This window comes from Nonomuraea sp. NPDC049480 (assembly GCF_044465905.1).
Taxonomy (GTDB): Bacteria; Actinomycetota; Actinomycetes; order Streptosporangiales; family Streptosporangiaceae; genus Nonomuraea.
Genome location: NZ_JBITMD010000040.1, coordinates 1 through 24,237, shown reverse-complemented (window position 1 = coordinate 24,237; position 24,237 = coordinate 1). Strand labels below are relative to the sequence as shown.

The 24,237-nt window shown below is 68.3% G+C and carries 19 protein-coding genes and 1 pseudogene; 12 read left to right on the top strand and 8 right to left on the bottom strand.

The window, feature by feature from the left end:
• The first annotated feature begins 20 nt into the window (after positions 1-20).
• Together ACIBX3_RS55885 and ACIBX3_RS55880 are read left to right on the top strand one after the other, a co-directional pair.
• On the top strand, positions 21-1,301 hold the full coding sequence (locus ACIBX3_RS55885; protein ID WP_397128990.1) for a sensor histidine kinase: 1,281 nt from the start codon (positions 21-23) through the stop codon (positions 1,299-1,301).
• Positions 1,298-1,975 (top strand): response regulator, encoded by a 678-nt coding sequence (locus ACIBX3_RS55880; protein ID WP_397128989.1) that lies wholly within the window; start codon positions 1,298-1,300, stop codon positions 1,973-1,975. Before ACIBX3_RS55885 ends, ACIBX3_RS55880 begins: the two co-directional genes overlap by 4 nt.
• A 491-nt stretch (positions 1,976-2,466) precedes the next feature.
• Here ACIBX3_RS55880 and ACIBX3_RS55875 read toward each other — a convergent pair whose 3' ends face one another.
• Positions 2,467-2,916 carry a recombinase family protein gene (locus tag ACIBX3_RS55875; protein ID WP_397129056.1) on the bottom strand — a complete coding sequence of 150 codons (450 nt, stop codon included), beginning with the start codon at positions 2,914-2,916 and terminating at the stop codon, positions 2,467-2,469.
• Between the two features lie 253 nt (positions 2,917-3,169).
• Between ACIBX3_RS55875 and ACIBX3_RS55870 the strand changes: the two genes are divergently transcribed.
• Complete coding sequence (locus ACIBX3_RS55870) at positions 3,170-6,094, top strand: Tn3 family transposase (RefSeq protein WP_397128988.1); 2,925 nt, start codon at positions 3,170-3,172, stop codon at positions 6,092-6,094.
• Positions 6,095-6,251: 157 nt separating this feature from the next.
• Here ACIBX3_RS55870 and ACIBX3_RS55865 read toward each other — a convergent pair whose 3' ends face one another.
• Positions 6,252-7,160 carry a LysR family transcriptional regulator gene (locus tag ACIBX3_RS55865; protein ID WP_397128987.1) on the bottom strand — a complete coding sequence of 303 codons (909 nt, stop codon included), beginning with the start codon at positions 7,158-7,160 and terminating at the stop codon, positions 6,252-6,254.
• 73 nt (positions 7,161-7,233) lie between these two features.
• Here ACIBX3_RS55865 and ACIBX3_RS55860 point away from each other — a divergent pair, with 73 nt between their 5' ends.
• The 6 genes from ACIBX3_RS55860 (at position 7,234) to ACIBX3_RS55835 (ending at position 14,642) form a co-directional block, all read left to right on the top strand.
• Complete coding sequence (locus ACIBX3_RS55860) at positions 7,234-8,571, top strand: cytochrome ubiquinol oxidase subunit I (protein WP_397128986.1); 1,338 nt, start codon at positions 7,234-7,236, stop codon at positions 8,569-8,571.
• A 9-nt stretch (positions 8,572-8,580) separates the two neighbouring features.
• Positions 8,581-9,579 (top strand): cytochrome d ubiquinol oxidase subunit II, encoded by a 999-nt coding sequence (gene cydB, locus ACIBX3_RS55855; protein ID WP_397128985.1) that lies wholly within the window; start codon positions 8,581-8,583, stop codon positions 9,577-9,579.
• 52 nt (positions 9,580-9,631) lie between these two features.
• The gene (locus tag ACIBX3_RS55850; RefSeq protein WP_397128984.1) at positions 9,632-10,804 is read left to right on the top strand and encodes an alpha/beta hydrolase; all 1,173 of its coding nucleotides are present in this window, start codon (positions 9,632-9,634) and stop codon (positions 10,802-10,804) included.
• 222 nt (positions 10,805-11,026) lie between these two features.
• Positions 11,027-11,968, top strand: a complete 942-nt coding sequence (locus ACIBX3_RS55845) for a tyrosine-type recombinase/integrase (RefSeq protein WP_397128983.1) — start codon at positions 11,027-11,029, stop codon at positions 11,966-11,968.
• A gap of 470 nt (positions 11,969-12,438) precedes the next feature.
• Positions 12,439-13,773, top strand: a complete 1,335-nt coding sequence (locus ACIBX3_RS55840; protein ID WP_397128982.1) for an MFS transporter — start codon at positions 12,439-12,441, stop codon at positions 13,771-13,773.
• A 20-nt stretch (positions 13,774-13,793) separates the two neighbouring features.
• Complete coding sequence (locus tag ACIBX3_RS55835) at positions 13,794-14,642, top strand: SDR family oxidoreductase (RefSeq protein ID WP_397128981.1); 849 nt, start codon at positions 13,794-13,796, stop codon at positions 14,640-14,642.
• 60 nt (positions 14,643-14,702) lie between these two features.
• Here the strand turns inward: ACIBX3_RS55835 and ACIBX3_RS55830 are convergent, their stop codons facing one another.
• Both ACIBX3_RS55830 and ACIBX3_RS55825 read right to left on the bottom strand, forming a co-directional pair.
• The gene (locus ACIBX3_RS55830; RefSeq protein WP_397128979.1) at positions 14,703-15,200 is read right to left on the bottom strand and encodes a Tn3 family transposase; all 498 of its coding nucleotides are present in this window, start codon (positions 15,198-15,200) and stop codon (positions 14,703-14,705) included.
• A 1-nt stretch (position 15,201) separates the two neighbouring features.
• Entirely contained in the window at positions 15,202-17,229 is a 2,028-nt protein-coding gene (locus ACIBX3_RS55825; RefSeq protein WP_397128977.1) for a DUF4158 domain-containing protein, read from the bottom strand.
• Positions 17,230-17,584: 355 nt separating this feature from the next.
• Between ACIBX3_RS55825 and ACIBX3_RS55820 the strand changes: the two genes are divergently transcribed.
• The 3 genes from ACIBX3_RS55820 to ACIBX3_RS55810 all read left to right on the top strand — a co-directional run bounded on the left by ACIBX3_RS55820 (position 17,585) and on the right by ACIBX3_RS55810 (position 21,733).
• A complete protein-coding gene (locus tag ACIBX3_RS55820) occupies positions 17,585-18,682 on the top strand; it encodes an NmrA family NAD(P)-binding protein (protein WP_397128976.1) in 1,098 nt (365 codons plus the stop codon).
• 179 nt (positions 18,683-18,861) lie between these two features.
• Positions 18,862-19,329 carry an ester cyclase gene (locus ACIBX3_RS55815; RefSeq protein ID WP_397128975.1) on the top strand — a complete coding sequence of 156 codons (468 nt, stop codon included), beginning with the start codon at positions 18,862-18,864 and terminating at the stop codon, positions 19,327-19,329.
• Between the two features lie 427 nt (positions 19,330-19,756).
• Positions 19,757-21,733, top strand: coding sequence for a zinc ribbon domain-containing protein (locus ACIBX3_RS55810; RefSeq protein ID WP_397128974.1), 1,977 nt, complete (start codon positions 19,757-19,759; stop codon positions 21,731-21,733).
• Here ACIBX3_RS55810 and ACIBX3_RS55805 read toward each other — a convergent pair whose 3' ends face one another.
• The 4 genes and pseudogenes from ACIBX3_RS55805 to ACIBX3_RS55790 form a co-directional block, all read right to left on the bottom strand.
• Positions 21,734-22,111, bottom strand: a complete 378-nt coding sequence (locus tag ACIBX3_RS55805; protein ID WP_397128973.1) for a hypothetical protein — start codon at positions 22,109-22,111, stop codon at positions 21,734-21,736.
• Positions 22,112-22,368: 257 nt separating this feature from the next.
• A complete protein-coding gene (locus ACIBX3_RS55800; RefSeq protein WP_397129060.1) occupies positions 22,369-22,515 on the bottom strand; it encodes a hypothetical protein in 147 nt (48 codons plus the stop codon).
• 154 nt (positions 22,516-22,669) lie between these two features.
• A pseudogene (locus ACIBX3_RS55795) lies at positions 22,670-22,732 on the bottom strand (hypothetical protein); the annotation flags it as partial.
• Positions 22,733-22,748: 16 nt separating this feature from the next.
• Complete coding sequence (locus ACIBX3_RS55790; RefSeq protein ID WP_397128971.1) at positions 22,749-23,627, bottom strand: alpha/beta fold hydrolase; 879 nt, start codon at positions 23,625-23,627, stop codon at positions 22,749-22,751.
• Positions 23,628-24,237: the final 610 nt, after the last annotated feature.

Sequence of the window (24,237 nt, the reverse complement as noted above, 5' to 3'; positions counted from 1 at the left end):
CCCGCGGGGAGAGGGAAGTCTTGAGCAGGAAGATTTCGCAACAGCCGCCGTTCCTTCTGGTCAACGTGGTGCCGTACGCGCTGCTGACGCTCCTCGTCGCGATCCTGATGATCGTGGAGGACTGGGCGGGCGGCTCCCTGCTCATCGACCTCGGCCTGTGCGGCCTGGCGGCCGCGTGGATGCTCGGCATGTTCACCCTGCGTCCCGTCTGGTGGGACCGGCCACGGATCATGGGGGTGTTCGTCGCGGGGCTGCTCGTGATCACCGCGGTCCTGGTGGCCCGTCACCCCGTTTTCGGGCTCTTCACCCCTGCCGCCTACATCTACTCCTTCACGGTCCTGCGCTGGCCGTGGCGGCTGCTGGGCGTGGCCGCCGCGGCGGTCCTGGCCGGTACGGCGCAGGCGTCCAGCGTCCCCAAGACGGACGCGCTCGGCCTGGCGCTGCACGTGATCATCGTCGCCTTCAACATCGCCATGATGTGCGGCTGCGCCTGGGTCCTGCGGCTCGCCGAAAAGGAGGAGGAACGGCGCGAACAGACCCTCGAAGAGCTGAGCCGGACGAACCGGCTGCTGGAGACGTCACTCGCCGAAAACGCCGGCCTGCATGCCCAACTGCTCGCCCAGGCCAGGGAGGCGGGCGTGCTCGACGAGCGCCAGCGGATGGCCCGCGAGATCCATGACACCCTGGCGCAGGGCCTCACCGGCATCATCGCGCAACTCCAGGCGGCCGAGCAGATGCACGAGGTCCCGGCGCCGTGGCGCCGGCCCTTCGACGCCGTCAAGAACCTGGCGAGGGAGAGCCTGGCCGAGGCGCGGCGCTCGGTCGACGCGCTCCGGCCCGAGCCGCTGCAGACCGCGCGACTGAGCGACGCACTTGCCGACGTCGCCGACCGGTGGTCGAAGCTGCATGGCCTGCCCGTCCAGGTCACGACGACCGGCACCGCGCGGCCGATGACACCGGAGGCCGAGTTCGCGCTGCTGCGCACGGCACAGGAGGCATTGGCCAACGTAGCCAAGCACGCGCACGCGACCAGGGTCGGGGTGACACTGTCCTACCTGGAGCACGAGGCCGCGTTGGACGTACGTGACGACGGCAAGGGCTTTGATCCCGCTGGTCTCGAAGCCGGAACGGCCGCAAACGGCGGGTCACGGCCGCCGTCTCGCGGCAGCGGATTCGGCCTGGCCATCATGCGTCAGCGCGTCGAAGGACTGTCCGGCACTTTGCAGATCGAGTCCGAGCCCGGCGCCGGCACCGGGATCTCGGCCTGCATTCCCACCCTGCCGGCCAGGAGCCACGCATGACCGATCACACGGCCGAGCCCGCAGCCAAGACCCCGATCCGGTTGCTGATCGCGGACGACCATCCCGTCGTCAGGGATGGGCTGAGCAGCATGTTCGCCTCCGCGCCCGGATTCGAGGTGCTGGGCGAGGCCGCGGACGGCGCCACAGCCGTACGGCTCGCCCAGGAGCTCCGCCCCGACGTGATCCTGATGGACCTGCGCATGCCGGGCATGGACGGACTGACCGCGATCACCGAGCTCACCAGGCTCGGCGTCACCGCCCGCGTGCTGGTTCTGACCACCTACGACACCGACAGCCACGTCCTTCCGGCGATCGAGGCGGGCGCGACCGGCTACCTGCTCAAGGACTCCCCCCGGGAGGACCTGCTGCGCGGCGCGCGAGCCGCCGCCAAGGGCGAGAGCGTGCTGTCCCCCTCGGTGGCGGCACGGCTGATGAACCGGATCAGAACGCCCGCACCGCAACTGCTCAGCCAGCGGGAACTCGAGATCCTCGAACTCGTGGCGGCCGGGAACACCAACCGTGAGGCGGCCACCCGGCTCTTCATCACCGAGGCCACCATCAAGTCGCACCTGCTGAACATCTACGCCAAGCTCGGGGTGAACGACCGCGCCGCCGCCGTCACCGAGGCGTTCAACCGAAGGCTGCTCCTCCCCCGAACGCCCGAACAACCCTGACCCACGGGCGATCCTTCAGCCCAGGGACGCTGCGCGTAGCGAAGACCTGCTCCACGACGATCCGGCCGGGTCGAGCGCCATGGCTGGGCACCGGCTTCGCCGTCTGCGCCGTCGGTTGGGAGGCCCTCCCCGGCCCGGCGGATCTGCGGAAATTCCGCCGGAGAAACGGCGTCCTATACGTCGAGCCCGCAGGCACCTCCTCACGGTCAACTGGGGGTCCCAGTAGCAATGGAGCAGAATCCAACGAACCCGCCTCTGAACTGCAGTGACGTGGTGTTCTACGCCGAGGTACAAGGACTTCGTTGTGGTTTGTGGTGCTGACGGCTGATCCGCGGGTGAGCGAGGTTAGAGCCCGTTGTGGAAGGCGGCGTACTCGGCGCGGGCCTGTTCGACAGCGTCGGGGTGGCGCTGGGCCTTCTCGTGTTCTGCGAGGGCGCGGTAGATGCTGGCGAGGGAGGGGTTGTGACCTTTGCGCTTGCCGGTGGGGATGATCAGGTCCTTGCGATCTTTTCGACGGGTTCGCCGGCCGCGCGGCGCCGCAGGACGGTGTGGATCATGTCGTCGGTGATGACGGTGGGACGGCCGCCGTGGTTGCCCTTGCGGGCTGCAGCGTCCAGTCCTTCCAGCGTCGCCTCGCGAATCGCTTCTCGCCCGGTCTCGGCCATGGCGGCGAAGAACGCGAATAGCATGCGGCCGGGCCCGGCCGGGTCGTAGATTCCGGCGAGGGGGCCGGCGAGCATTTCCAGGACCAGGCCGTGCGCGGTGAGGTGGTCGGCCAGGGCGGTGAGCTCGCCGGCGTCGCGGCCGAGCCGCTTCATCTCGTACACGGTGAGGATGACGCGGCAGTGCGGAGCATGGGCCTTGATCTGCCGGGCGGTGGCCAGGGCCTTCTCGAACGCGGGGCGGACCTTGAGGCGGGTGGAGATCTTCTCGCTGAAGATCTTGTCACGGCCGATGCCGTGCGCGGTCAGGGCGTCCAGTTGGGACTGGAGCTCCTGGGTGAGGGCCTGGACCTCCTGTAGCTACGGCGAGCCGCCACCCCGGCCCTGAGGCTACTTGGGCGATATGCGAAGAGTTAGCTATCGATTTCAGTACGTAGTTGTCTCAGGTGGCGCATACCTTCCGGTAACCCCCTCGGGCTTCTCGATGGTGATCGGGCCCGTTGATGGCATCAGCCTGGGGAGGAACTCCGACGTGCGTACCGACTGGGAACAGGATGAGCTGATCAGCGCGTGGACCCTGGTGGAGGGCGATGGGGACCTGGTCGGGGAAAAGGTGGGGGCCGGCAGACTCGGTTTCGCCTTGATCTTGAAGTTCTACGAGATCGAGGGTCGGTTTCCCGCCTATCCGGAGGAGATCCCGGCGGCTGCGGTGGAGTACGTGGCGTCGCTGGTGAAGGCCGAGCCGGGGCTGCTGGCGAAGTACTCCTGGCGGGGCCGGACCATCGAACGTCACCGGGCGCAGATCCGCAAGAGGTTCGGCACTCGCGCGGCGACCGAGGCCGATGAAGATCGGCTGGCCCAGTGGCTGTCCGATGAGGTGTGCCCGGTCGAGACGAACCGTGATCGCCTGGCCGAGGCGGTGCGGGAGCGGTGCCGGAGCGCCAGGACCGAACCGCCGACCAGTGGTCAGGTGGAGCGAGTGGTCAATTCCGGGTGCCGCCGTTTCGAGGATGCCTTCGCCGAGCAGGTGATGGCGAGGCTTGGGCCGACCGTGTGCGCTCGGCTGGAGGAGTTGCCGGGGCGGCCGCACGTGCCGGCCGAGTTGAAGGCCGACCCTGGGCCGCTGGGGCTGGACACACTGCTGGTGGAGATCGGGAAGCTGGCGACCGCTCGCTCCCTGGGGCTGGGCGAGGCGGTGTTCGCAGAGATCTCCGATCAGATCGTGGCGGCGTGGCGGGGCCGGGCGATGCGGATGTATCCCTCGGATTTCGCGGCTTGCTTGCCGCCGGTGCGCTACACGCTGCTGGCGGCGTTGTGCTGGACGCGGCAGGCCGAGCTGGTGGACGGGCTGGTGGAGCTGTTGATCGGACTGATCCACCGGATCAACGCGCGCGCCGAGCGGCGGGTGGAGAAGGAGCTGATCGGGCAGCTGGCCGCGGTGCCCGGCAAGCGCGGCATTTTCACCAAGATGGTGAACGCAGCGCTGAGCAAGCCCGATGAGACGGTCCGGCAGGTGGTCTTCCCCGCGGTGCCGGGTGGGGAGAAGACGCTGCGGGCGCTGGCCAAGGAGCTGATGGCCACCGAGCGTGTGGTCGCCGAGCGGATCCGGTACCAGCTGCGGGGTTCCTACTCGCGCTACTACCGGCGGATGCTGGCGCCGTTGCTGGCCGCGCTGGAGTTCAAGTGCCACAACATCGCCTACCGTCCGGTGATGAACGCGATCGAACTGCTGGCCCGCTATGCGGGCGTCGGTTCCGACCAGCGGCACTACGCCACGGCCGAGACGGTGCCGATCGACGGGGTGGTGCCCAAGGCGTGGCTGGACGGCGTCGTGGACGACGGCGGCCGGGTGGAGCGGATCCCGTACGAGCTGTGCGTGCTGATCGCGCTGAAGGACGCGCTGCGCCGCCGCGAGATCTATGTCGAGGGCGCCGGCCGCTGGCGTGACCCCGATGAGGACCTGCCCGGCGACTTCGAGGACAACCGGGACGTGCACTACGCGGCGCTGGCCAAACCGCTGGATGCCACGGAGTTCATCGCCGGCCTGAAGGCGCGGATGCGGGCCGCCTTGGACAAGCTGAACACCGGCCTGTCCCAGGGCAGTACCGGCGGGGTGCGGATCATCACCCGGGGCGGTAAGCCGTGGGTGAGCGTCCCCAAGTTCGACAAGCTGCCCGAGCCGAGGAACCTCGGCAAGCTCAAGGCCGAGGTCCAGCGCCGGTGGGGCACCATCGATCTGCTCGACATCCTCAAGGACACCGCTTTCCTCACCGGCTTCACCGACGCCTTCACCTCTGTGGCCACCCGCGAGGTGTTGGACAGGCAGACGCTGAACCGCCGGCTGCTGCTGGTGCTGTTCGCGTTGGGCACGAACATGGGGATCCGGCAGATGGCCGCGACCGGCGACCACGGCCAGGATGAGGCCGCGCTGCGGCATGTGCGCGCGACCTATGTCACCCGGGAGAACCTGCGGGCGGCGATCGTCGCGGTGGTCAACGCCACCCTTCAGGCCCGCGACCCCACGTGGTGGGGCGAGGCGACCAGCACCGCGTCGGACTCCAAGCGGTTCGCCTCCTGGGACTCCAATCTGATGACCGAGTTCCACGCCCGCTACGGCGGTTACGGCGTGATGATCTACTGGCACGTCGACAAGGGCCGATTGTGCATCTACTCCCAGCTCAAGTCGTGTTCCTCCTCCGAGGTCGCGGCGATGATCGAGGGGCTGCTGCGGCACTGCACCAACGCCGAGGTCGAGGCGAACTACACCGACACCCACGGCGCTACCACGGTCGGGTTCGCCTTCACCGAGCTGCTGGGCTTCAAGCTGCTGCCCCGGATGAAGAACATCGGCGCGATCGAGTTGTACAGCCCCGAGGCCGCTCCGGCCGCCTGGCCGAAGGTGGACAAGATCCTCAAGAAGCGGCCGATCGACTGGGATCTCATCGCCCGCAACTACGACCAGATGATCAAGTATGCGACGGCGCTGCGGCTGCGGACAGCGGAAACCGAGCAGGTGCTGCGCCGTTTCATGAAGGGCAACGGGCCCAAGCATCCGGTCTACCTGGCTCTGGAGGAACTCGGCCGGGTGGTACGCACGATCTTCGCCTGCGACTATCTCGCTGATGAGCAGCTGCGCCGGGAGATCAACAGCGGCTTGCAGGTCGTGGAGAACTGGAACAGCGCCAACGACAAGATCTTCTACGGCCGCGAAGGGGTTCTGACCGGGGCCGATCGTGAGCACGCCGAGGTGTCCATGCTCACCTTGCACCTGCTGCAGTCCTTTTTGGCATTCATTAACACCCAGCTCCTTCAGGCCGTTCTGCGAGATCCACAGTGGGCCGGCAAGCTCACGGAGGAGGATCGGCGCGCGCTCAGCCCGCTGTTCTGGGCTCATGTGAACCCCTACGGCCGGTTCCGGCTGGACATGGAGACCCGGCTCGACCTCACTGCGGCGTGAGCGGATCTCCGGGGGTCAACGCACCGATGTTCTGGCATCCCCTTCCGCTTCGGGTCGTCAGTTGTCCCGCAGCAGTGAAGGTTGCGCGTGTGTCATCGGGTGTCAGAGAGGTTGGGAGCGGGACGGCGTTAGCGTGGTTCCAGGTTGGGCTCGATCGCTATCGCCGCGGATCACAGCCCTGAGTCGCCATCAGCGAGGCGGTCAGGTGATCACGGAAGCGGCGGGCTGCCTCGGACAGATAGGCCCCCTCCCGCCAGAACAATCGCAGGACCCGCTCGGCGCCGGGAGCCGCCAGCCGAATGGGAGTGAACGGCGTCCGCGACGCCAGCGGCGAGCGGAGATACCATGCGGGCCCGAACCCTACGCCGAGCCCGGCGCTGACCATCTCGATGGCCGTGGTGGCCTCGTCGATCTCGCACGCGACCACCAGCTCCAGCCCCGCCTCGGAGAACAGCCGCTCGGCCAGCGTGCGCTGCCAGACCCCCGGTCGGGTGGTGACCACGGGTTCGCCCGCCAGATCGGCCATGGTCACCTCCCGTCTACCGGCGAGCCGGTGCCCGTGCGACACCCCGAGCAGGATCTCCTCGCGGACCAGCTCCTCATGGCCCAGCCCCGGCCCCTCCAGCATCTCGGAGGCCAGGCAGAAGTCGACCTGTCCCTCGCCCAGCCGCGCCGCCATGACCTCCGGCGTCGCCTGATAGAGACGCACGGCGACACCTGGATGCTCGGCGATGAAGCTCTTGACCGGCCCGGTGACCGTGAGCAACGTCTCCGAGGCGAGCGAGACGCTGCCGCGGGTGAGACCGGCGGCGTCGGTGAGTTCGCGCCGGGCGTCATCCAGCTCGGCCAGGGCCCTGTCCACGCGGCGCAGGAAGGCGGCGCCGAACCTGTTGAGGCGGATCCGCCTGCCGTGCCGGTCGAACAGGGGCACGCCCAGGTCGGCCTCCAGCCGCGCGATCGTCCGGCTGAGTGAGGGCTGGGCGACGCGGAGCTCGTCCGCCGCCTTGCTGATGTGCTCGTGGCGGGCCACCACCTGGAAGTAGCGCAGCGACAGCAGATCCATCATGCCTCTACAGCTATGAATATATGAGAATACTGGTCTTGGACAGCATATATCCTTCCTTCCTAGGGTCATCCGCGTGGACACCTTGGATCTGGCCCGCCTGCAGTTCGCCGTCACGACGGGCGTGCACTGGCTGTTCGTCATCCTCACGCTCGGCCTCGTGCCGCTCGTCGCGATCATGCAGACGCGCTCCTTGCGGGCGCGGGATCACGTACGGCGTGCGGACCTGGACCGGATGACCCGGTTCTGGGGGCAGATCTATGTGATCAACTACGCGCTCGGCATCGTCACCGGCCTGGTGATGGAGTTCCAGTTCGGCATGGTGTGGAGCGGACTCGGCACGTACACGGGCAACGTCTTCGGCGCCCCGCTGGCCCTGGAGACGCTCATCGCGTTCTTCGCCGAGTCGACCTTTCTCGGCATGTGGATCTTCGGCTGGGACCGACTGCGGCCCGGGCTGCACGTCACGCTGATCTGGTTGGTCACGGCCACCGCCTACGTCTCGGCCTTCTGGGTGATGGTCGCCAACGGCTACATGCAGGCCCCGGTCGGATCGGTGGTCAGGGACGGTGTGGCTTACCTCACCGACTTCGGCGCGCTGCTCACCAATCCGAGCGCGCTGGTCGCGCTGGCCCACGTGAGTCTCGCCGCGCTCCTGGCCGGTGGCCTGTTCGTGGCCGGGGTCAGCGCCTATCACCTGCGTCGCGGCAGGCAGGAGTTCCGCGGTCCGCTCCGGACGGGCGTCCTCGTGGCCGCCATCGTCACCTTCCCCGTCTACCTCGCCGGCGCTCTGCAATACCCGATCATCACCGCAACCCAACCGGCCAAGCTGGCCCTGATGGATGAGCCCGGCTGGGTCCTGTGGGGGCAGTACACCATGATCGGGTTCGGCTACCTGCTCGGCATCGTCGCACTCGCGGCCTTCCTGATCGTCTTCGGTGACCGGTTGCTGCGGCGACGGCTGTCCGCCGTGGCCGCCGTCGCGCTGACCGCCTATCCGGCCGGCGAGTACTTCGGCGGCTTCCTGTTCAACGAGCCGGGGCCGTACCGCTGGCCGATCTACCTGCTCTGGGTCCTGATCATGGGCGCGGTCCTGCTGTTGCGGCCCGCCGGGCCGCTGCTGCGGCTGCTGCCGGTCCTCATTCCGCTGCCGTTCGTCGCCTCCCTCGGCGGCTGGCTCTCCCGTGAGATCGGCCGGCAGCCCTGGATCGTGTACGGCCAGCTCACCACGGCCCAAGCCCTGTCGCCCGGCCTGACCAAGATCATGATCATCGGCTCGCTGACCGCCTTCGTCGCCGTGCTCGGTGCGCTGGCCGTCACCAACTGGATCCTGATCGCGCGCACCGCCCGCCGCGGACTGGACCGGGAACTCGCGGCCACCGAACCGGCTGCCGAACCCGTACCTGCATTCTGAAGGAGCGTCATGGAACTCTTCTGGCTCTCGCTGCTGGGCTTCCTGCTCACCGGGTTCTACGTGCTCGCCGGCTACGACTACGGCACGCAACTGCTGCTCCCCCAGGCAGGCCGGGACGAGGGCGGTCGCCGCCGGGTCCTGGCCGCGCTCGGGCCGTACTTCTTCGGCAACGAGGTATGGCTGGTCGCCGTCGCCGGCGTGTTGTTCGGCGCGTTCCCGCTGCTGGAGGGGACCCTGCTGTCGGGCCTGTATCCGCTGGTGGTCCTGCTTCTGCTCGCTCTGGTCGCGGGCAAGGCCGCCGTCCAGCTACGCGGCCGGTCCCGAAGCGCCACCGCGCGGCGCGTGTGGGACGTGCTCATCGTCGCCGGCGGCGCAATCCCCGCGTTCCTGATGGGCACGCTGATCGGGTTGCTGCTGACGGGCGTTCCGCTGCGCGGTCACCACGGATTCGTCCTCTTGCCCGGTGACGTGTTGCACCCGTTCGTGCTGCTGGCCGGGGTGACCGGCGTGCTGCTCCTCATCGGGCACGGCGGTGCCTTCCTCGCCCTGCGCGCCACGGGCGAGGTGGCCGGTCGTGCGGATTCGGCCGCGCGCACCGCCTTGACGTGGGCGGCGGCTGCCGTGGCCGGCACCTTCGCCGCCGGCCTCGCCCTCGGTGTGCGGCCGCCGAACCCGCTCGTGGCGGCCGTGGCGACCATGCTGCTGGTGGTCCTGCCCCTGGCCGGCCGTACGGCACTGCGGCACGGCAGGCCGGGGCGCGCCTTCACCGCCACCGCAGCCGCCGTCGCGCTGCCTGTCCCGCTGGCCGGGCTGTCGACCTTCCCCTACATGCTCACCTCCAGCGCCGACCCCCAGCACAGCCTCACCTACACCGAGGTCGCCGCCGACACCGCGACCCTGGAGACACTGACCGCCTTCGGCGTCGTCCTCCTCCCCGTCATGCTCGGCTACCAGGCCTTCAGCTGGTGGGCCTTCCGCGACCGGCCCGAGCCCCCCGGCTACTTCTGACCACACCCGGGCGGTCTCGCCCCGGTATCAAGTCTCAATCTTTGGAGGTTTTGTGCCCTTCGGATATCTGTTCACCGTGGCGCTCGCCGCGATCGGCACGCTGTTCGCGCTACGGCCGGTGCCGTTCTCGCACCCACTCGGCCGCCCGACCTACTACTTCGGCCTGGCCGCCAACGAACTGCCGTTCGCGGCCTTCTTCTACATGCTGCTGCTCCCGACGTCGCTGGCGCTCGTCGACGGTGACATCGACTCGGCGGGCGGCTGGGCGACCGTCGCCCTGGCCGCCGCGACCACAATCGGGCTCGCGGTCATCGCCTACCGTGCGACGGGCGAGCGGGACAGGATCGAGCGCGCCATGGACGACGGGCTGGGCTCAGGATGGCGCGCCGCCATCGACACCGACCTCGCCCAAGGGCTACGGCACCGCCTCCCGCTGGCCCGCATCCTGTTCCTGCCCATCTTCCGGCGCCGCCCGGACGTCCGGCGCGTGGCCAACCTCGCCTACGGCCCCGCGGGCCGCCGCAACCTGCTCGACCTCTACCACCACCGCTCCCGCCCGTCCGGCGCACCCGTGATGATCCACCTGCACGGAGGCGGCTACTCCGGCGGCCACAAGAACAGCCAGTCGCTCCCCCTGCTCTACCACCTCGCAGCCCAGGGCTGGGTATGCATCAGCGCCAACTACCGGCTACGCCCGCAGGCCCAGCACCCCGATCACCTGATCGACCTCAAGAAGATCATCGCCTGGGTACGCGAGCACGCCCACGAGTACGGGGCGGACCCGTCGACCCTGTTCGTCGCGGGCAGCTCGGCCGGCGGGCACATGGCGGCGCTGGCCGCGCTCACCCAGAACAACCCCGCCCTCCAGCCCGGCTTCGAGGACGCCGACACCTCCGTGACCGGCGCCATCTGCCTGAACACCTGGTACCGCGCCTACTTCGGCCAAGGCCCCGAGTCCTCGCCGCTGCACCACATCACCCCGGACGCGCCGCCGTTCTTCCTGGCCCACGGCGACCTGGACCCGCAGGTGCCCGTGGCCGACCCCCGGCACTTCACCGACCGCCTACGCCAGACCTCGGCCAACCCCGTCGTCTATGCCGAGCTGCGCGGCGGCAACCACGCCTTCGACCTGTACCACTCGGTCCGCTTCGAGGCACTCGTCGACGCGATCGAGAGCTTCACCGCCTGGGTGAGATCACAGGAAAGAAGAGCCGTAGCCGGTTAGCCGAAAAGTCCGCTTACGGACTTCCACCGGCAACCCGTTATGCGCCTGGTCCCGGCGACCCACCTCAAGCACGGAATCATGTTCGTGATAATTATCTATTATCACGTACATGAGCGATCACGGCGGTGCGGCAACCAGGAGAATCCTTCGCCGGGCAGGTGCGCGACTCCGGCACGTTATCCGGTACATCGCCTCGGCTCCCGGTTCCGGGCGGTGGTTGGCGTGAGTGCTGCGCCGAAGGTCGCCGTCTTGCGTGGCAGGCACGTCACCCTCGCCGCAGCCGCCGACGCCTACCTGGCCACCCCGCGCACGGCCAACCCCAACACCCACCGCGCCTACGCCTCCGCGATTGACCGCACCATCGACTGCCTCGGCCGTGATCGGCCCCTCGCCGAGATCGCCGACGCCGAGATCGGCACCGCGCTCACCGAGTTGTGGGGGGCGAGCGCGCCGGCGACCTGGAACCGCAACCGCGCCGCCATCACCTCCTGGCTGTCCTGGTGCCAGGCCAAGAAGCACTGGGCCGCGCCGTCGGTCCCGGCCGACGCCGAACGCCGCAAGGAAAGCGCCGACGAGACCCGCGCGGTCGCCAAGACCACCATCCACCGGCTGCTGTCCCGCCGTGACATCCCGCTGCGCGAGAAGACCCTGTGGCGGATGCTCTACGAGACCGCCGCCCGCGCCGCGGAGGTCCTGGCGCTCAACGTCGAGGACTTGGATCTGGAGCATCGGCGAGCGCCCGTCCGGTCCAAGGGCGGCGCGATCGAGTGGGTGTACTGGGACAGCGGCACCGCCCACCTGCTGCCCCGGCTACTCCGCCTCCCGGACGGCAGCCCTCGCACGCACGGGCCGCTGTTCCTGTGCGAACGCCGCCCGGTCCCCGCCCGCCGCCCGGCGGCCGCCGACATGTGCCCGCACACCGGCCGCGCCCGCCTCGGCTACGACCGCGCCCGCGTCCTGCTGGACACCTACGCCGGGCTCGACCTGCACCAGCTGCGCCACAGCGCCGCCACCCACCTCGGCGACGCCGAAGTCCCGCTGCAGCTCATCATGGGCAAGACCCGGCACAAGAACCCCCGCACCGCCATGCGCTACGTCAAACCCGGAGCCGAAGCCATCGCCAAGGTCACCGAAGTCCTGGCACCCCGCCGCCGGACCCACTGATCAACCGAGTGGCGGCTGGCCGGAGCTATAGGAGTTCCGGGCCGGCTCGCTGTGATAGAGGTGACGTCTGGGCTGAGCAGCGGCGGACATTCACTGGTCGACCCGGAGTTGCACTGCCCTGGCATGGAGTGTTACCGTCACCGGCGTCCGGTTGATCATCTCCCGGACTGTCTGCGTCCTAGCGATCCATCGGGAGCCTCGAGAACAAACGAACACCATGAAGGACCTTGATCGATAATCCCGCAACCGGGTGGATCAGGGTTGAGAGGGCCGAGTAGGCCGGTTCGCGTCAGGTTCACACCTGACCAATCCCATCTCCATCGCCCATTCGGGGCCGATGTTCTTCTTCTGTTCGTTCGCAGGCTCCGCTGGAGCTTGCTTCCCTGATCGCAAGGATCTTCGTGACTTCCCGTTCTTCTGTACCTGCTGTGCCCGCGTCGGCTGGTGCCACCACAGTCGTGGTCCTCTTGATGGCAGCGGTCTTCCTGTCCCTGCTCGACTCGCAGATCGTCGCCACCGCGCTGCCCCGCATCGTCGGCGACCTTGGCGGCTTGGACCAGTTCGCCTGGGTCACCACCGGTTACCTCATCGCCGGCAGCGCCGCCGTTCCCGTCTACGGCAAGCTCGGTGACCTGTACGGCCGCAAGCGCATCTTCCTCATCTCGATCCTGGTCTTCTTGGCCGGCTCGGCTGCTTGCGGCCTGGCCCAGGCCATGACGCAACTGATCGCTTTCCGCGTCATCCAGGGCATCGGCAGCGGCGGCCTGTTCATCTCGGTCCTGTCCATCCTCGGCGAGATGTTCACTCCCCAGCAGGGCGCCCGCTATTACGGCTGGTTCTCTCTGACCTTCGGCGCCGCGTCCCTGACCGGCCCCACCATCGGCGGCCTGCTCACCGACATGGCCGGCTGGCGCTCGATCTTCCTGGTTAACCTGCCCCTTGGCGCACTCGTCGTGGCCGTCATCTCGATCCGGCTGTACCTGCCCGCCCAGCGCAAACATGCCCGCGTCGACTACCTGGGCGTCATCCTCCTGGCCGCCGCGATCGTTGCGGTGAACCTGCTCACCACCTGGGCCGGCACCGCTTATGCCTGGACCTCCCCGGTTACCCTCGGCCTGGCCGCCGCCTGCGTGCTGTTGCCGGTGCTGTTCGTGCTCGCCCAGTGTCGTGCAGCAGACCCGGTCATCCCCTTGCGTCTGTTCCGCGATCGCACGTTTTCCATCGTCGTGGCGGTCGGCTTCATCGCCGGGTTCCTCGGCCTGGGCATAGTCAACTACCTGGTGCTCTGGCTGCAGGCCGTCCTGTCCCTCAGCATCCAGGCCTCCGGTTACCTGCTCACCGTGATGATGCTCGGCGTCGTGCTCACCTCCTACGCCTCCACCAAGCTGATCGCCCGTACCGGCTCCTACCGCCGCCATCCCATCGCGAGCATGGTCCTGTTCGCGCTGACCGGGCTGCTGTGCGCGGTCATCGACGCTGGCCCGGTGCTCGCGACTTTGTTCCTGCTGCTGTACGGCATCGCCGGCGGGCTCAACTCCCAGGCCCTGAGCCTGGCCGCCCGCAATGCCGCCGGCCGTGATGACATCGGCGCGGTCCAGGGCACGGCCACCATGTCCCGGCAGATGGGCACCGCGCTGGGCACCTCCTTCTTCGCCGCGCTCGTGACCGGCAAGCTTCCGGCCCAGGCTGGTCCGGCCGCCTACGCCGACGCGCTGCACCTGGTCTTCCTCGCCGTCATCCCGATCGCGCTGATTGGGCTGGCCCTGTCCCTGTTCCTCCCTGACGTCAAGCTCTCCCGTTCCTGAACCCCGAGAAAGGACCTCTCATGTTCCTCATCACCGGTGCCACCGGCACTGTCGGCTCCGAACTCCTCGCCCTGCTCGCCGACCGAAACGTCCCCGTCCGGGCCATGACCCGTACTCCCGCCAAGGCCAAGTTTCCCGCCGGGGTCGAGGTCGCCGCCGGTGACTTCGACCGGCCGGACAGTCTCGCCGCCGCCCTCGACGGCGTCGACAAGGTCTTCGTCCTGCCGCCCGGCTACGGCCCCGACGGCCCCGTCCAGGAACGCAACCTGGTCGCCGCGGCGGCCCGGGCCGGGGTCTCCCATCTGGTCAAGCTGTCCACCAGCGGCGTCACCTTCGACGCCACCGACCCCATCAGCACCGGCCACAGGCTCGGCGAACAGGTCATCAAGGATTCCGGCCTGGCGTGGACGATGCTGCGACCCGGCACTTTCATGGTCTACCTGTACGGCTACGCCCCGACCATCGTCGCCGAGCAGAGCATGTACGTCACCGAGGGCGACCCCGTCTCCGCGATGATCCATCCCCGCGACATCGCCGCCGTCGCCGCGCACGTCCTCACTACGCCCGGCCACGACAGCCAGGCCTACACCCTCACCGGCGGCCAAGCCCTCTCGCCCCGAGACCAGGCCGATATCATCGGCCAGATCCTCGGCCAGCCGATCAAGCTCATCGAACGCACTCCAGCCGAAACCCAGGCGGAATTCGACCGCCCCGGCTGGTCGGGACCTCGTCTGGAAGCGCTGCTAGAGCTCAAGCACCAATCCACCGCCTGGGACTGGAAGATCTTCGACACCGTCGAGAGGCTCACCGGCAACCCACCGCTGCCCCTCCACGACTGGGTCCGCGAGAACATCCACATCTTCCGGTGACGGAATCGCCCCGACGCAGGCCGTGCTGCCAGCGATCCTGCCTCGACCTCGGATCGGGCACTACACCCGACAACCCCCTCCTCCGCGCCCTTCCGAGCGCCAGAACGTCCCGGCCATGATCGCCTGCTCTCCCGGTCCGGCAGGCTCACGGGTTGAGCAGGAAGGGCAGACCGGCATCGTGGACCCTGGTCGGGCGTAGGGGCCGCCACCCCTCAGGTCCTCGTTCCACCGATCGGCCAGCAGCGACCCGGCGTGCGGGTAGCGGGCGTTCGTCACGCCGGGGGCGTCGACCCGCAGCATGGTGATCTTCCCCAGGTCACGGATGCGCGGGGTGAGAGCCTTGCTGACCAGGTCGAACAGCCCGAAGTTGACCAGGGTCGCGCCGTGGGTGTCGGTGGCGTGCTCGGTGATCGGCAGGTCGGTGGCGTTGCCGAGCAGCTCGTCCAGCGTGTAGTGGCCCTCGCGGGCGGTCGGGACGATCTGCTTGGTGCCAAAGGTCGACCACTGATCGGACACATGGGTGTAGGTCGACAGAACCCGGCCACCGTGGATGACCATGTCACGGCTGGTGAGGGACGGCCTCCCGCAGCGTCTCCTCCCGCACGTACCACTCCTGCGTCCACGCCAGAGTGTCGTAGGAGACCCCACACGCCTCGCTCATCCTGGTGAGCCCCAGGTTGGTGGCCCCGGCGATCAGCACCGCGAGGGTGTTGCGCTTGAGCTCCACCGACTGGGTCGACTTCCGCCCGCCGGCATGGGTGAAGCACGCCAGGAAGTTCGTGCGCGCGTCCAGCTCGATCAGCAGGGAGGCGATCGGCACGAACGGCAGCATGCTCGACAACTCATCCCGCAGCGCCCGAGCCTCGGCAGGGGCGTCCTCGGCGGGCAGCGGCGGAATGACCAGCCGCCCGGCCTCATCCAGCCGGACCGCACCGACGTCGCCCGGCGCACTGCTCGCGAGGGTCTCCTCCAAATCCTCCAGCGCCTGGTGCAGCTCGTCCTTGACCTGCTCGATCGCCTCGACCGCGCCAGGGGGTTTGCGGACCAGGTGGCAGAACTCCGCCCGCCGGCCCTCCCACTGCTCCGGCGTGAACAGGTAGGTGCCGGGGTCGGCGTAGCGGCGCGAGCCGGGCACGAACACATCCCCCGACCGCAGGCCGTCGCGTAACGCGAGGTTGGTGCAGATCTCCCAGTAGTGCCGAAAGGCCGTGTCGTCACCGCTCCTGCGGGCCTTGGTCAGGTAGTCGGCGTACCGAGCCGGGACGAACGACGTCGGCGCCCCGGCCACGACCTTCCGGCCACCGACCCGGTTCAGCTCCTTCAGAATCTCCACGGCCTCCATCAGGTCCGCGGTGCCCGGCCCACCATGGAAACCGACCGCCTCCAGCACCTGCGGGGTGAACCTGCGCAGGTAGGTGTGGGATGCCTCCAGCGCCGCCAGACGGCCGTGGTCCCTGGGCAGCGGCTTCCAGCTCACCGCGGCGACCTCGCGCAGCTTGTCCATCCCGATCCGCTCTCGCAGCAGCCCGCCCACCTGCTCGTCTGGGACACCCGGGTCGATGAGCACCGGCAGGATCACATCCATCAGCAGCTGGCGGGCCTCGCCCTTCTTGGCCCTCTCCGCCAGGGCCGCGTCGGTCTTGGCCTTGGCGTGGGACTCGCGTGCCGACACCGCCTGGTCGGACAACGCCACGACCTCGTCCAGCTGATCGACCGCCGACTGGGCGACCAGCGCCAGCAGGATCGGGTAGCGGCGCTCCCCGCGCCGCTGAAGCCCCTGCACCGTCGAGCGCCGCCCCAACGTCGCCAAGAACCGGCGCCGCTCGGTCGGCAGCATCGACAGATCCAGATGGTGGGCGTCCATCCCGCGCAGATACCGCAGCTTGGCGATTGCGTCCTTCACCGCCGCGGGCGTCGCCTCCACCGCCGGCGTCGTCAACCACGCCAGCCGAGTCATCCCCAACTCCTTATCGAACGCCAGCAGCCGGTCTAAATCCGCCCGCATCGGCTCGGTCAGCAGATGATCGACCTTCTCCGACGTCAACGCACCCGCCGCTTTACGCGCCGACCCGACCATCTTCATCAGCACGACCACACCGGGCCGCACCACCTTCGAGCTGATCAGATGCTCGGCCGCCTGGTGGAACAGCAGCGACGGCGTGTCATGCTCCATCGCCCGGTCAAGAAGGAACTGCTCCAGTTCCTTCAGCGTCTCGTCCCTGGTCGGAACCGGCTTCCAGCCCAGGTACTTCAGCACCAGCTTCAGATGATCGCTACGGGTCTGAGCCCGCCGCCCGTACTGCTGCAGGGCCCCGGGAAACACCGCCAGCTGGTTCGCCAGCCGCTGTACCGCCGCCTGCGGCACCGACCAGATGTCATCCGGTACGAACCCCAACCATGGCAATGTGCACAGCTGAACGGCCAACCCCAGGCGGGCTCCAGAACTTCGGCCCCCGCTTCGACTCAAGTTGTCGATGAATCCCAGGTCCTTCTGGGTCAACGTGAAGAACCTCAACTCCTCCCTGCCGATGTCCGGATACGACCGAAGCCGCTCCATCTGCTCGTCGGAGAAGAACTGGACCGCCAAGCCCCACCAACCTCCACGACCGCACCGAAACCAGTACGAACCGTAGTGGCAAAGATCGCCAGCCGCTGCCTCAATCCAAATAACAGCAGGTCAGGCGCGGGTTCGTTGGATTCTGCTCCATTGCTACTGGGACCCCAACTGTCGAGAACCGGATACCCGGGCGCTTGCCGCTTAGAAACCGATCGGTGTACCGTGGTGGAAACCGATCGGTTTCAGAGTCTCATGACCCACGGGCATCGGCGCAGCGTCAGTCGGTCGGTGCCGTTGATCGCCAAGCCGATGCAGAGATCAGTCCCGAACGCGCCGCGCCCGGCGCGTGCTGATCGCGTGCGTACTCAACCTCGGAGTCAAAACCATGTCTGCTCATGCCACCTCCACCATCTTCGTCATCGGCGGCACGGGGGCTCAAGGAATACCCATCGTTCGCGCCCTCGTCGCCGACAAGAAGTACTCCGTCCGGGTCCTCACCCGGGATGCCACCTCCCCCCGGGCCCAGGCTCTCCTCGCGCTCGGCAACGTCTCCATCCTCGAAGGGTCATTCGCCGACGAGGACGTGCTGCGGGAAGGATTTCGCGGCTGTGACGGGGCGTTCATCAACATCGACGGGTTCAACACCGGCGAGAAGACCGAGACCTACTGGGCCATCCGCAGTTATGAGATAGCGATCGAAGAAGGAATCAAGTTCTTCATCTATGGAAACCTCGACTACGCCCTGAAGAAATCAGGCTACGACTCCAGGTTCCGCACCGGCCACTACGACGGCAAGGGCCGCATGGCCGAATGGGTGCTGTTCCAGAACGAAAAGAACAGGGACCGCATGGGAGCAGCGGTCTTCACGTCAGGTCCCTACATCGAGATGGTCATCTCACCGCTCACGCCCATGACGCCCACCATCGAGGACGGTGTCGTCACGTGGCGAGTTCCGCTCGGCGAGGGAGCCGTTCCGCATGTGGCTCTCGAAGACTGCGGATTCTATGTCCGCTGGCTCTTCGACCATCCGGAACGGGCCAATGGCATGGACCTCGAAGTGGCCATCGAGCACATGACTTACACCGATATGGCTGCAGCATTCGAGAAGGTCACCGGGCATCCGGCACAGTACATCGACATCGATCTGGACACATATTGGAACAGTCCGGACCTGAAGGGCATTGCTGATCACCCTGCCGGATACAACGCTGATCCCAACGACAAGAGCACCATGAGCTTCCGCGACAATTTCACGGGCTTCTGGAATGTGTGGAAGCACGGAATCATCACCAGGGACTACGCTCTGCTCGACGAAATTCACCCCGACAGGATCAGAAGCGCTGAGGAGTGGTTCCGTCGCGAAGACCAGTCGGGAAGGGAGCTCGGCAAGGGAAGTCTCTGGGAGAGAGTCCAGCCGGAGAACTGGAGCATAGACTCCGCGGTCCTCAAGAGCAGCGCGGATTTCAGGACGGGCAAGTTGTAGGCGGGCACGATCAGCGCCGCCCATGGCCCGGCCAACACGGTCAGGAACGGGCGATCAGGCATTCCGGCAGAGGGTGCTCCAGATCACTCATGCGCCCCCCATTAGTTCATTTGAAGTAACTGGTTCCGTTGGGGAACCGTAACTGGGTCTGCCCGCACCACACACCATGGAGGACCTCATTGCCCGCGATCAGTACGGCCAACACCGCAAGCGAGATGGTGCGCTCGGCCACGACCACCGCGTTGCGGGTCGCCGCGCGCAACCTTGAGCTCTACGACACCGGCAATGTCCCCGGGGCGGACGAGGTGTTCGCCCCAGATCTGATCGACCACAACCCTGCTGCCGACGCCACCTCGGGCATCGACGGCATGCGAGTGCTGATCGCCGCGGTCCGCGACGGATTCACCGACCCGCAGCACCGGATCCTTTTCCACCAGGAGCTTGCCGGCGGCTGGGTGGTCCTCCACTGGCAGATGACCGGGACCCACACCGGAGACGCCTTCGGGTTCGCCGCCAGCGGCAACCCGGTCGATATCAACGGCACCGACATCGTCCGCGTTGTCGACGGCAAGATCACCGAGATCTACCACGTCGAAGAACTACTCAAGCTCACCCAACAGATCAGCATCGGCGCGCAGTCGGCGTGAAGATCGAGATCTGCTCGGACAACGCCCGCCCCTGGCGGCGCGAACCGTGGTGATCCAGTCGGTGAGCTTGTAGTCGTTGCCCTCTGCTGCGGTCAGTCGCTGAGCGAACTCGCCGCTGAGGCGAGCGAGTTCGCGCGCCTCCGGGCAGGCTCACAGTTTCATTAGGGATCCTCAAGTTCCGTGGTGGTGGTTGATGGTGGCGGCGCTTGTTCGGCTCGCAACGAGGGAGAGGTGTCCAGGGGGTCGGTGAGGCTGGCAGGCGCTCGGGTGTATCGCTCAGGTGTTCTACCCGATAGGGCCAAAGGCTGGTAGCCTAACGGTCACTCAGGGTGAAAATCGGGGGTGGTGGGATGCCGGTGGGGGTGCGGGCGTGCCGGTCGGCTGTCGATCCGGCGCCGCGCGCGGCAGCCAAGGACGGGAGCGGGCGGTGAGCCGGAGGCTGCCGCCGGCCGCGGGTCAGAGCGCCCGTACGGCGTGTGCCCGCGCGCTGCTGCGCGGTGGGGTGGCGGAGAAGAGCGGCGAGCTGGTGTCTGCGGCGGTGCTGGCCGAGCGGGTCGGCTGGTGCGCGGACCTGGTCTCGGCCATGACGGCAGGGGTGCTGGCCGGGCATTGGGCCACCTGCGATGTCGCTCTGCTGGCCGGTGGGGTGGATGCGGGTGGGCGCAGGCTGCCATCGCAGGCGTGGATGGCGTTGCGCAGGCTGGGCTGGACGGCCACTGCGCCGGCGGGCGTCACGGTCAACGACCGGATCGCGCGGATGGCGCAGGAGCAGGCCGGGCGGCTGCTGCGCTCGGCACACTGGCGGGCCGAACTCACCGCCGGGGTGCTGGCCACCTGGCCCGCCGATCCACTCAAGCGCACGGCCGGGGAGTGGGATGCGGTGCGTGCTGCCATCCCCGGCGGGCGGGAGTTGCCCGCCAGTGTCATCAAGGCGCGTACCCGGCAGGTCGCCGCGTTCGTGCGGGCTCAGGGACGGTTGCCCGCCGATGTGTTCGAGCTGGAAGGCGTGCCCCGGGCGGCGCGGATGCTGGTGCTGGCCGCCTGTGACCGCCAGCAGGCCACCCTGTGGCGCAGCGAGAGCGATCCGGGGCGGGCGCTGTTGCGGCTGCAGGTGCCCACCCGCCCCGATCCGCGCTGCTACGCCGACTGGACCTGGGTGGCCTGCCCCATCACGCTGCCCCCGACGGTGCCGGCCGATGCGGTGCTGCACCTGCCCACCCTGCGCCCGCGGGACGGGAGCGTGCGCGCCGATATCGCCTACACCCATCTCGTCCCGGCGGCCCGGCGCGCCGGCCACACCATCGCGCTCGGCGTGGACTGGGGCCTGAGTACGCTCCTGACGGCCGGCGCCGCCCGCCTGCACCAAGGCGGGCGGATCACCGCCCTCGGCGCCGGCGCCCGCTTCCGCGCCGCCGGCGTGCTGGCCAAACAACACCGGCTCCGCAGACTGGGCGAGCATCTGCACGCCAAGACCGGCCACTACCAGCGCCTGCTCGACGGGTGTGCACCCCATCCGGCCCTGGGGGGCAAGCAGGCGCGGCTGGCCGAAGAATCCCGCCGCCTGTCGGCACGCCGGAGGCACCTCAACGACGCGCTGGCGTGGGCGGCCGCCCGCTGGGTGGTCGATCAGGCCATCGCCGCCAAAGTGACGGTCGTCTATTTGGAAGATTTGCGCTCGCTGGAAGCCGCCGGGATGGGCCGCAGTCTGAAAACCCGCCTGTCGCAGCAGGTCCGCGGTCAGATCGCCGGCCACATCCGGCACCTGGCCGCCGAGAGCGGTATCGCGGTGGTGAGCGTCCCGGCGCGCAACACCTCCAAGCATTGCCCGCACTGCCTGAGCGTGCTGCGGCACCGCAAGGCGCCGGACAGGCCCACGGTCGCGGGCTGGAAGTGGGCTTTGTGCCCGGGGTGTGGCTGGCAGGGTGATCGTGATCAGGGCGCCTGGCGCCGGATCGCCGCCCGCGGCCTGACCCACCAGGCCACGACCGTCACCGACCGGGCCAGCGGCGCCATGGCGATCGGCTCTGTCGTGGACCAGCTTGAAGCCCGGGCGGTCATCACCCCGCCCACCCCGAAGACCCGCCGGACGGATCGGTCGAAGACCGGACCCACCCGGCGCCGCACTCCACGCCCCGCGCCCAGGCGACGCAGGGCACCCTCCCCCACCCGGCCCACACGCCGGGCGGGCCAGCGTCCGGAGGGACACGCTCACACGGGCCGGACCGGGCTGCCCCGCGCAGCCCACCGGCACCAGGGCGTGACGACGATCAGCACACCCACCAAACGGCACCGGCCACGCGGAGCAGCGTTAGGCGCGGGTTTCCACCTGCACGCTCACGCCACCCCGCCACGGTGGGCACCACCCACGCCAGACGCTACGCCTGACATAGGGTCGCTAAGCTGATCAGAGACGCTTCGGTGAGTTCCCGCAGGAGCGCGGTGCCCTTATCGCGTAGGTTCTCGGGGCGGGTGAGCGGGAGGCGGGCGAACACTGCGGGGCGGTGACCGGCTTGTCGCCCTCGGCGTGGTCCTCGGCGATGTAGCGGTAGAGCAGGTTGAGACTCCCCGTGTGACCCAACTCCGCGATTTCCCAGAAGAGTTGACGGACGAAGATGGCCGGGTCTTCCGCGCGGCGGGTGCGCAGGTGGTGGCCGTAGGGGTCGACGAGCGTGAGCTTGTGACGGGGCGCGCGACCGTCGCTGGTGGGCTCCGTCACGCGGGCGTACGGTTTGACGGTCTCCAGGGCGCCATCGAGGCGGCGGGCGCATTCGAGCAGGCCCACACCTTGGCCGATCAGATTGTGGACCCGCTGCCAGCGTTCGCGAGTGGTCGTCCGCGCGGCCGACCACGGCCAACGCTCCTGGGTACGGCCGGCAGTAGCCGCCGCACCCTCATCGCGGGGAACGCCGCTTGCACGAACCGTGCGGGAGAACCTTGCGGATACAGGGACGTCAGCCTGGTGAATCCCGCCGCGACGACGCTCGTGTTCTGCTCACTTCGACCGGCTACGTCTCACGACAGGAACGTCAACAACGGCGGCTACGTCGTCTCGCGCTGGATGAGGGCGAGGATGTCGCCCGCGGAGGGTCGGCTCGGCGCTGCCGTGGCCGGAGCGCCGACCGTCGAGAGGATGCCGGTGGTGAGATTGCCGGCCGCTGCGGTGAGGTCCATCCCGATGGTGGTCAAAGCCGGTACGGCGAGCGAAGTTACGGGGAGGACGATGCGAGAGGGCCGGGCAGGGTCGTGGAAGACCTGCTGGCGGGCCACTCGGGCCGTGGTCGCGCTCTTCTCGGGTTCGTCTGTGTTGAGGTTGCGGTCCCAGCGGGGGGAAGTCGCTGGAAGTGTCCTGGAGCCGTATGCGGTGCCCTGCCCGGAAGACGATGCTGGTCGACCACAGGTCCACGGCGCTCTCGGGGCGGTCACGCCACCGCGTTCAACAGGTCGGCCAGCACGTCGGGCCGTTCCAGGGCGATGAAGTGACCGGCCTTCGGCACCTGCGTGAAGTCGGCGGCCGGCAGCAGCTGGTTGTCGGCTTGCCGGTCCGAGGGCCGGGACCAGTCCTTCTCTCCGTAGACGAGGTGGACGGGCGCCTTGACCTCGGGGTAGCGCGAGCGGGCCGCGATAAGGCTGGGCAGGTTCTGGTACACGGCACGGGCGACGGTCGGGTAGCCGGGGCGGCCGCCCACCTGGAGGAGCTCGTCCATATAGTCCTCCCGCAGCGCGCTCTTGTCGCCGAGGCCGCCCTGAAGGATCTTGCGGAGGGCGGCCTTGGGCTCCACCCCCGCGATCACCGGGCCCACTCCCGGCGTCAGGACACCGCTGACCACCACACGGGCCAGGAGACTGGAGCGGGCGATCCCGCTGCGGAAGTCGTAGGTGTTGACCGCGACGACGCGCCGTACCCGCTCCGGCAGATCGGCCGCGGTGGTCAGGGCGAGCACCGCCCCCATGGACTCCCCGACCAGCGTCACGTCATGCAGGTCGAGTTCGGTGAGGAGCCGCTTGACGCCCGCGCGCATGGCCGGCTCGTCGTACGACGCGCCGGGCACGATCTCGGAGTAGCCCATCCCGGGCAGATCGAGGGCGTACACGGTGTACTGATCTGAGATCAGCGGGATGAGGTGGCGGAAGTGCTCGGCCTGGGTGCGCACGGTGTGCAGCAGGACCAGGGGGGCACCGGTGCCCGCCTTGAGGTAGCGCAGCGTTCCCTCACGGCTGTGGCCTCCTGCGCGCGGGGCGATGGTGTGGCTGGTGGTCCCCGGAATGTGGATCGTGGGCTGTGACTCGTGGTCGGGCATATCGCCGTCTCCTCTTGTGTGAACTGCGGATGGGTGATTCGGATACGGTGGGCAGCCTGGGTGGCGCGCAGCCACGACCCTCGCTGTGGTCCGCGGCCTACTTCGCCAGCTGGGCGTACAGCTCGACCAGGGCCTTGCCGATGCCGCGGCTGCCGCCGGTGACGAAGACGTTTGCGCCCTCCAAAGCGGTCATGACTACCTCCACAGAATGGGAAACCGGTCGGTTTCCCATTACCGTAAACCGATCGGTTTCCAGGCGCAAGCTCAAGCGGGAACTGATTCGGGGTTGATGCCAGGAACGGCGGTTGGCGATGAGAATGATCTTGAGCGAAGTGTGACGTCCCGGCCTCGGTGTGTGATCGGGTCAGCTTCGAGTCCCCAGCGTCGTTGCTGATCTGGACCACCGGATCGAACAGATCACGTCCACCATCGACGGCCGACAGGTGCCGGCCGTCTCCTTGGTGGACCATCTCACCGCGGAGGCCGGGCGGGCCCTCATCGCGGAGAACTACGCGGGGGACTGTACGGTCTTCGGTGTAACTCCTGATCAAGGAGAACGCACCTGATGAGTACTGTGATCCAGGCATCGACGGAGATCGACCTGGAGGAC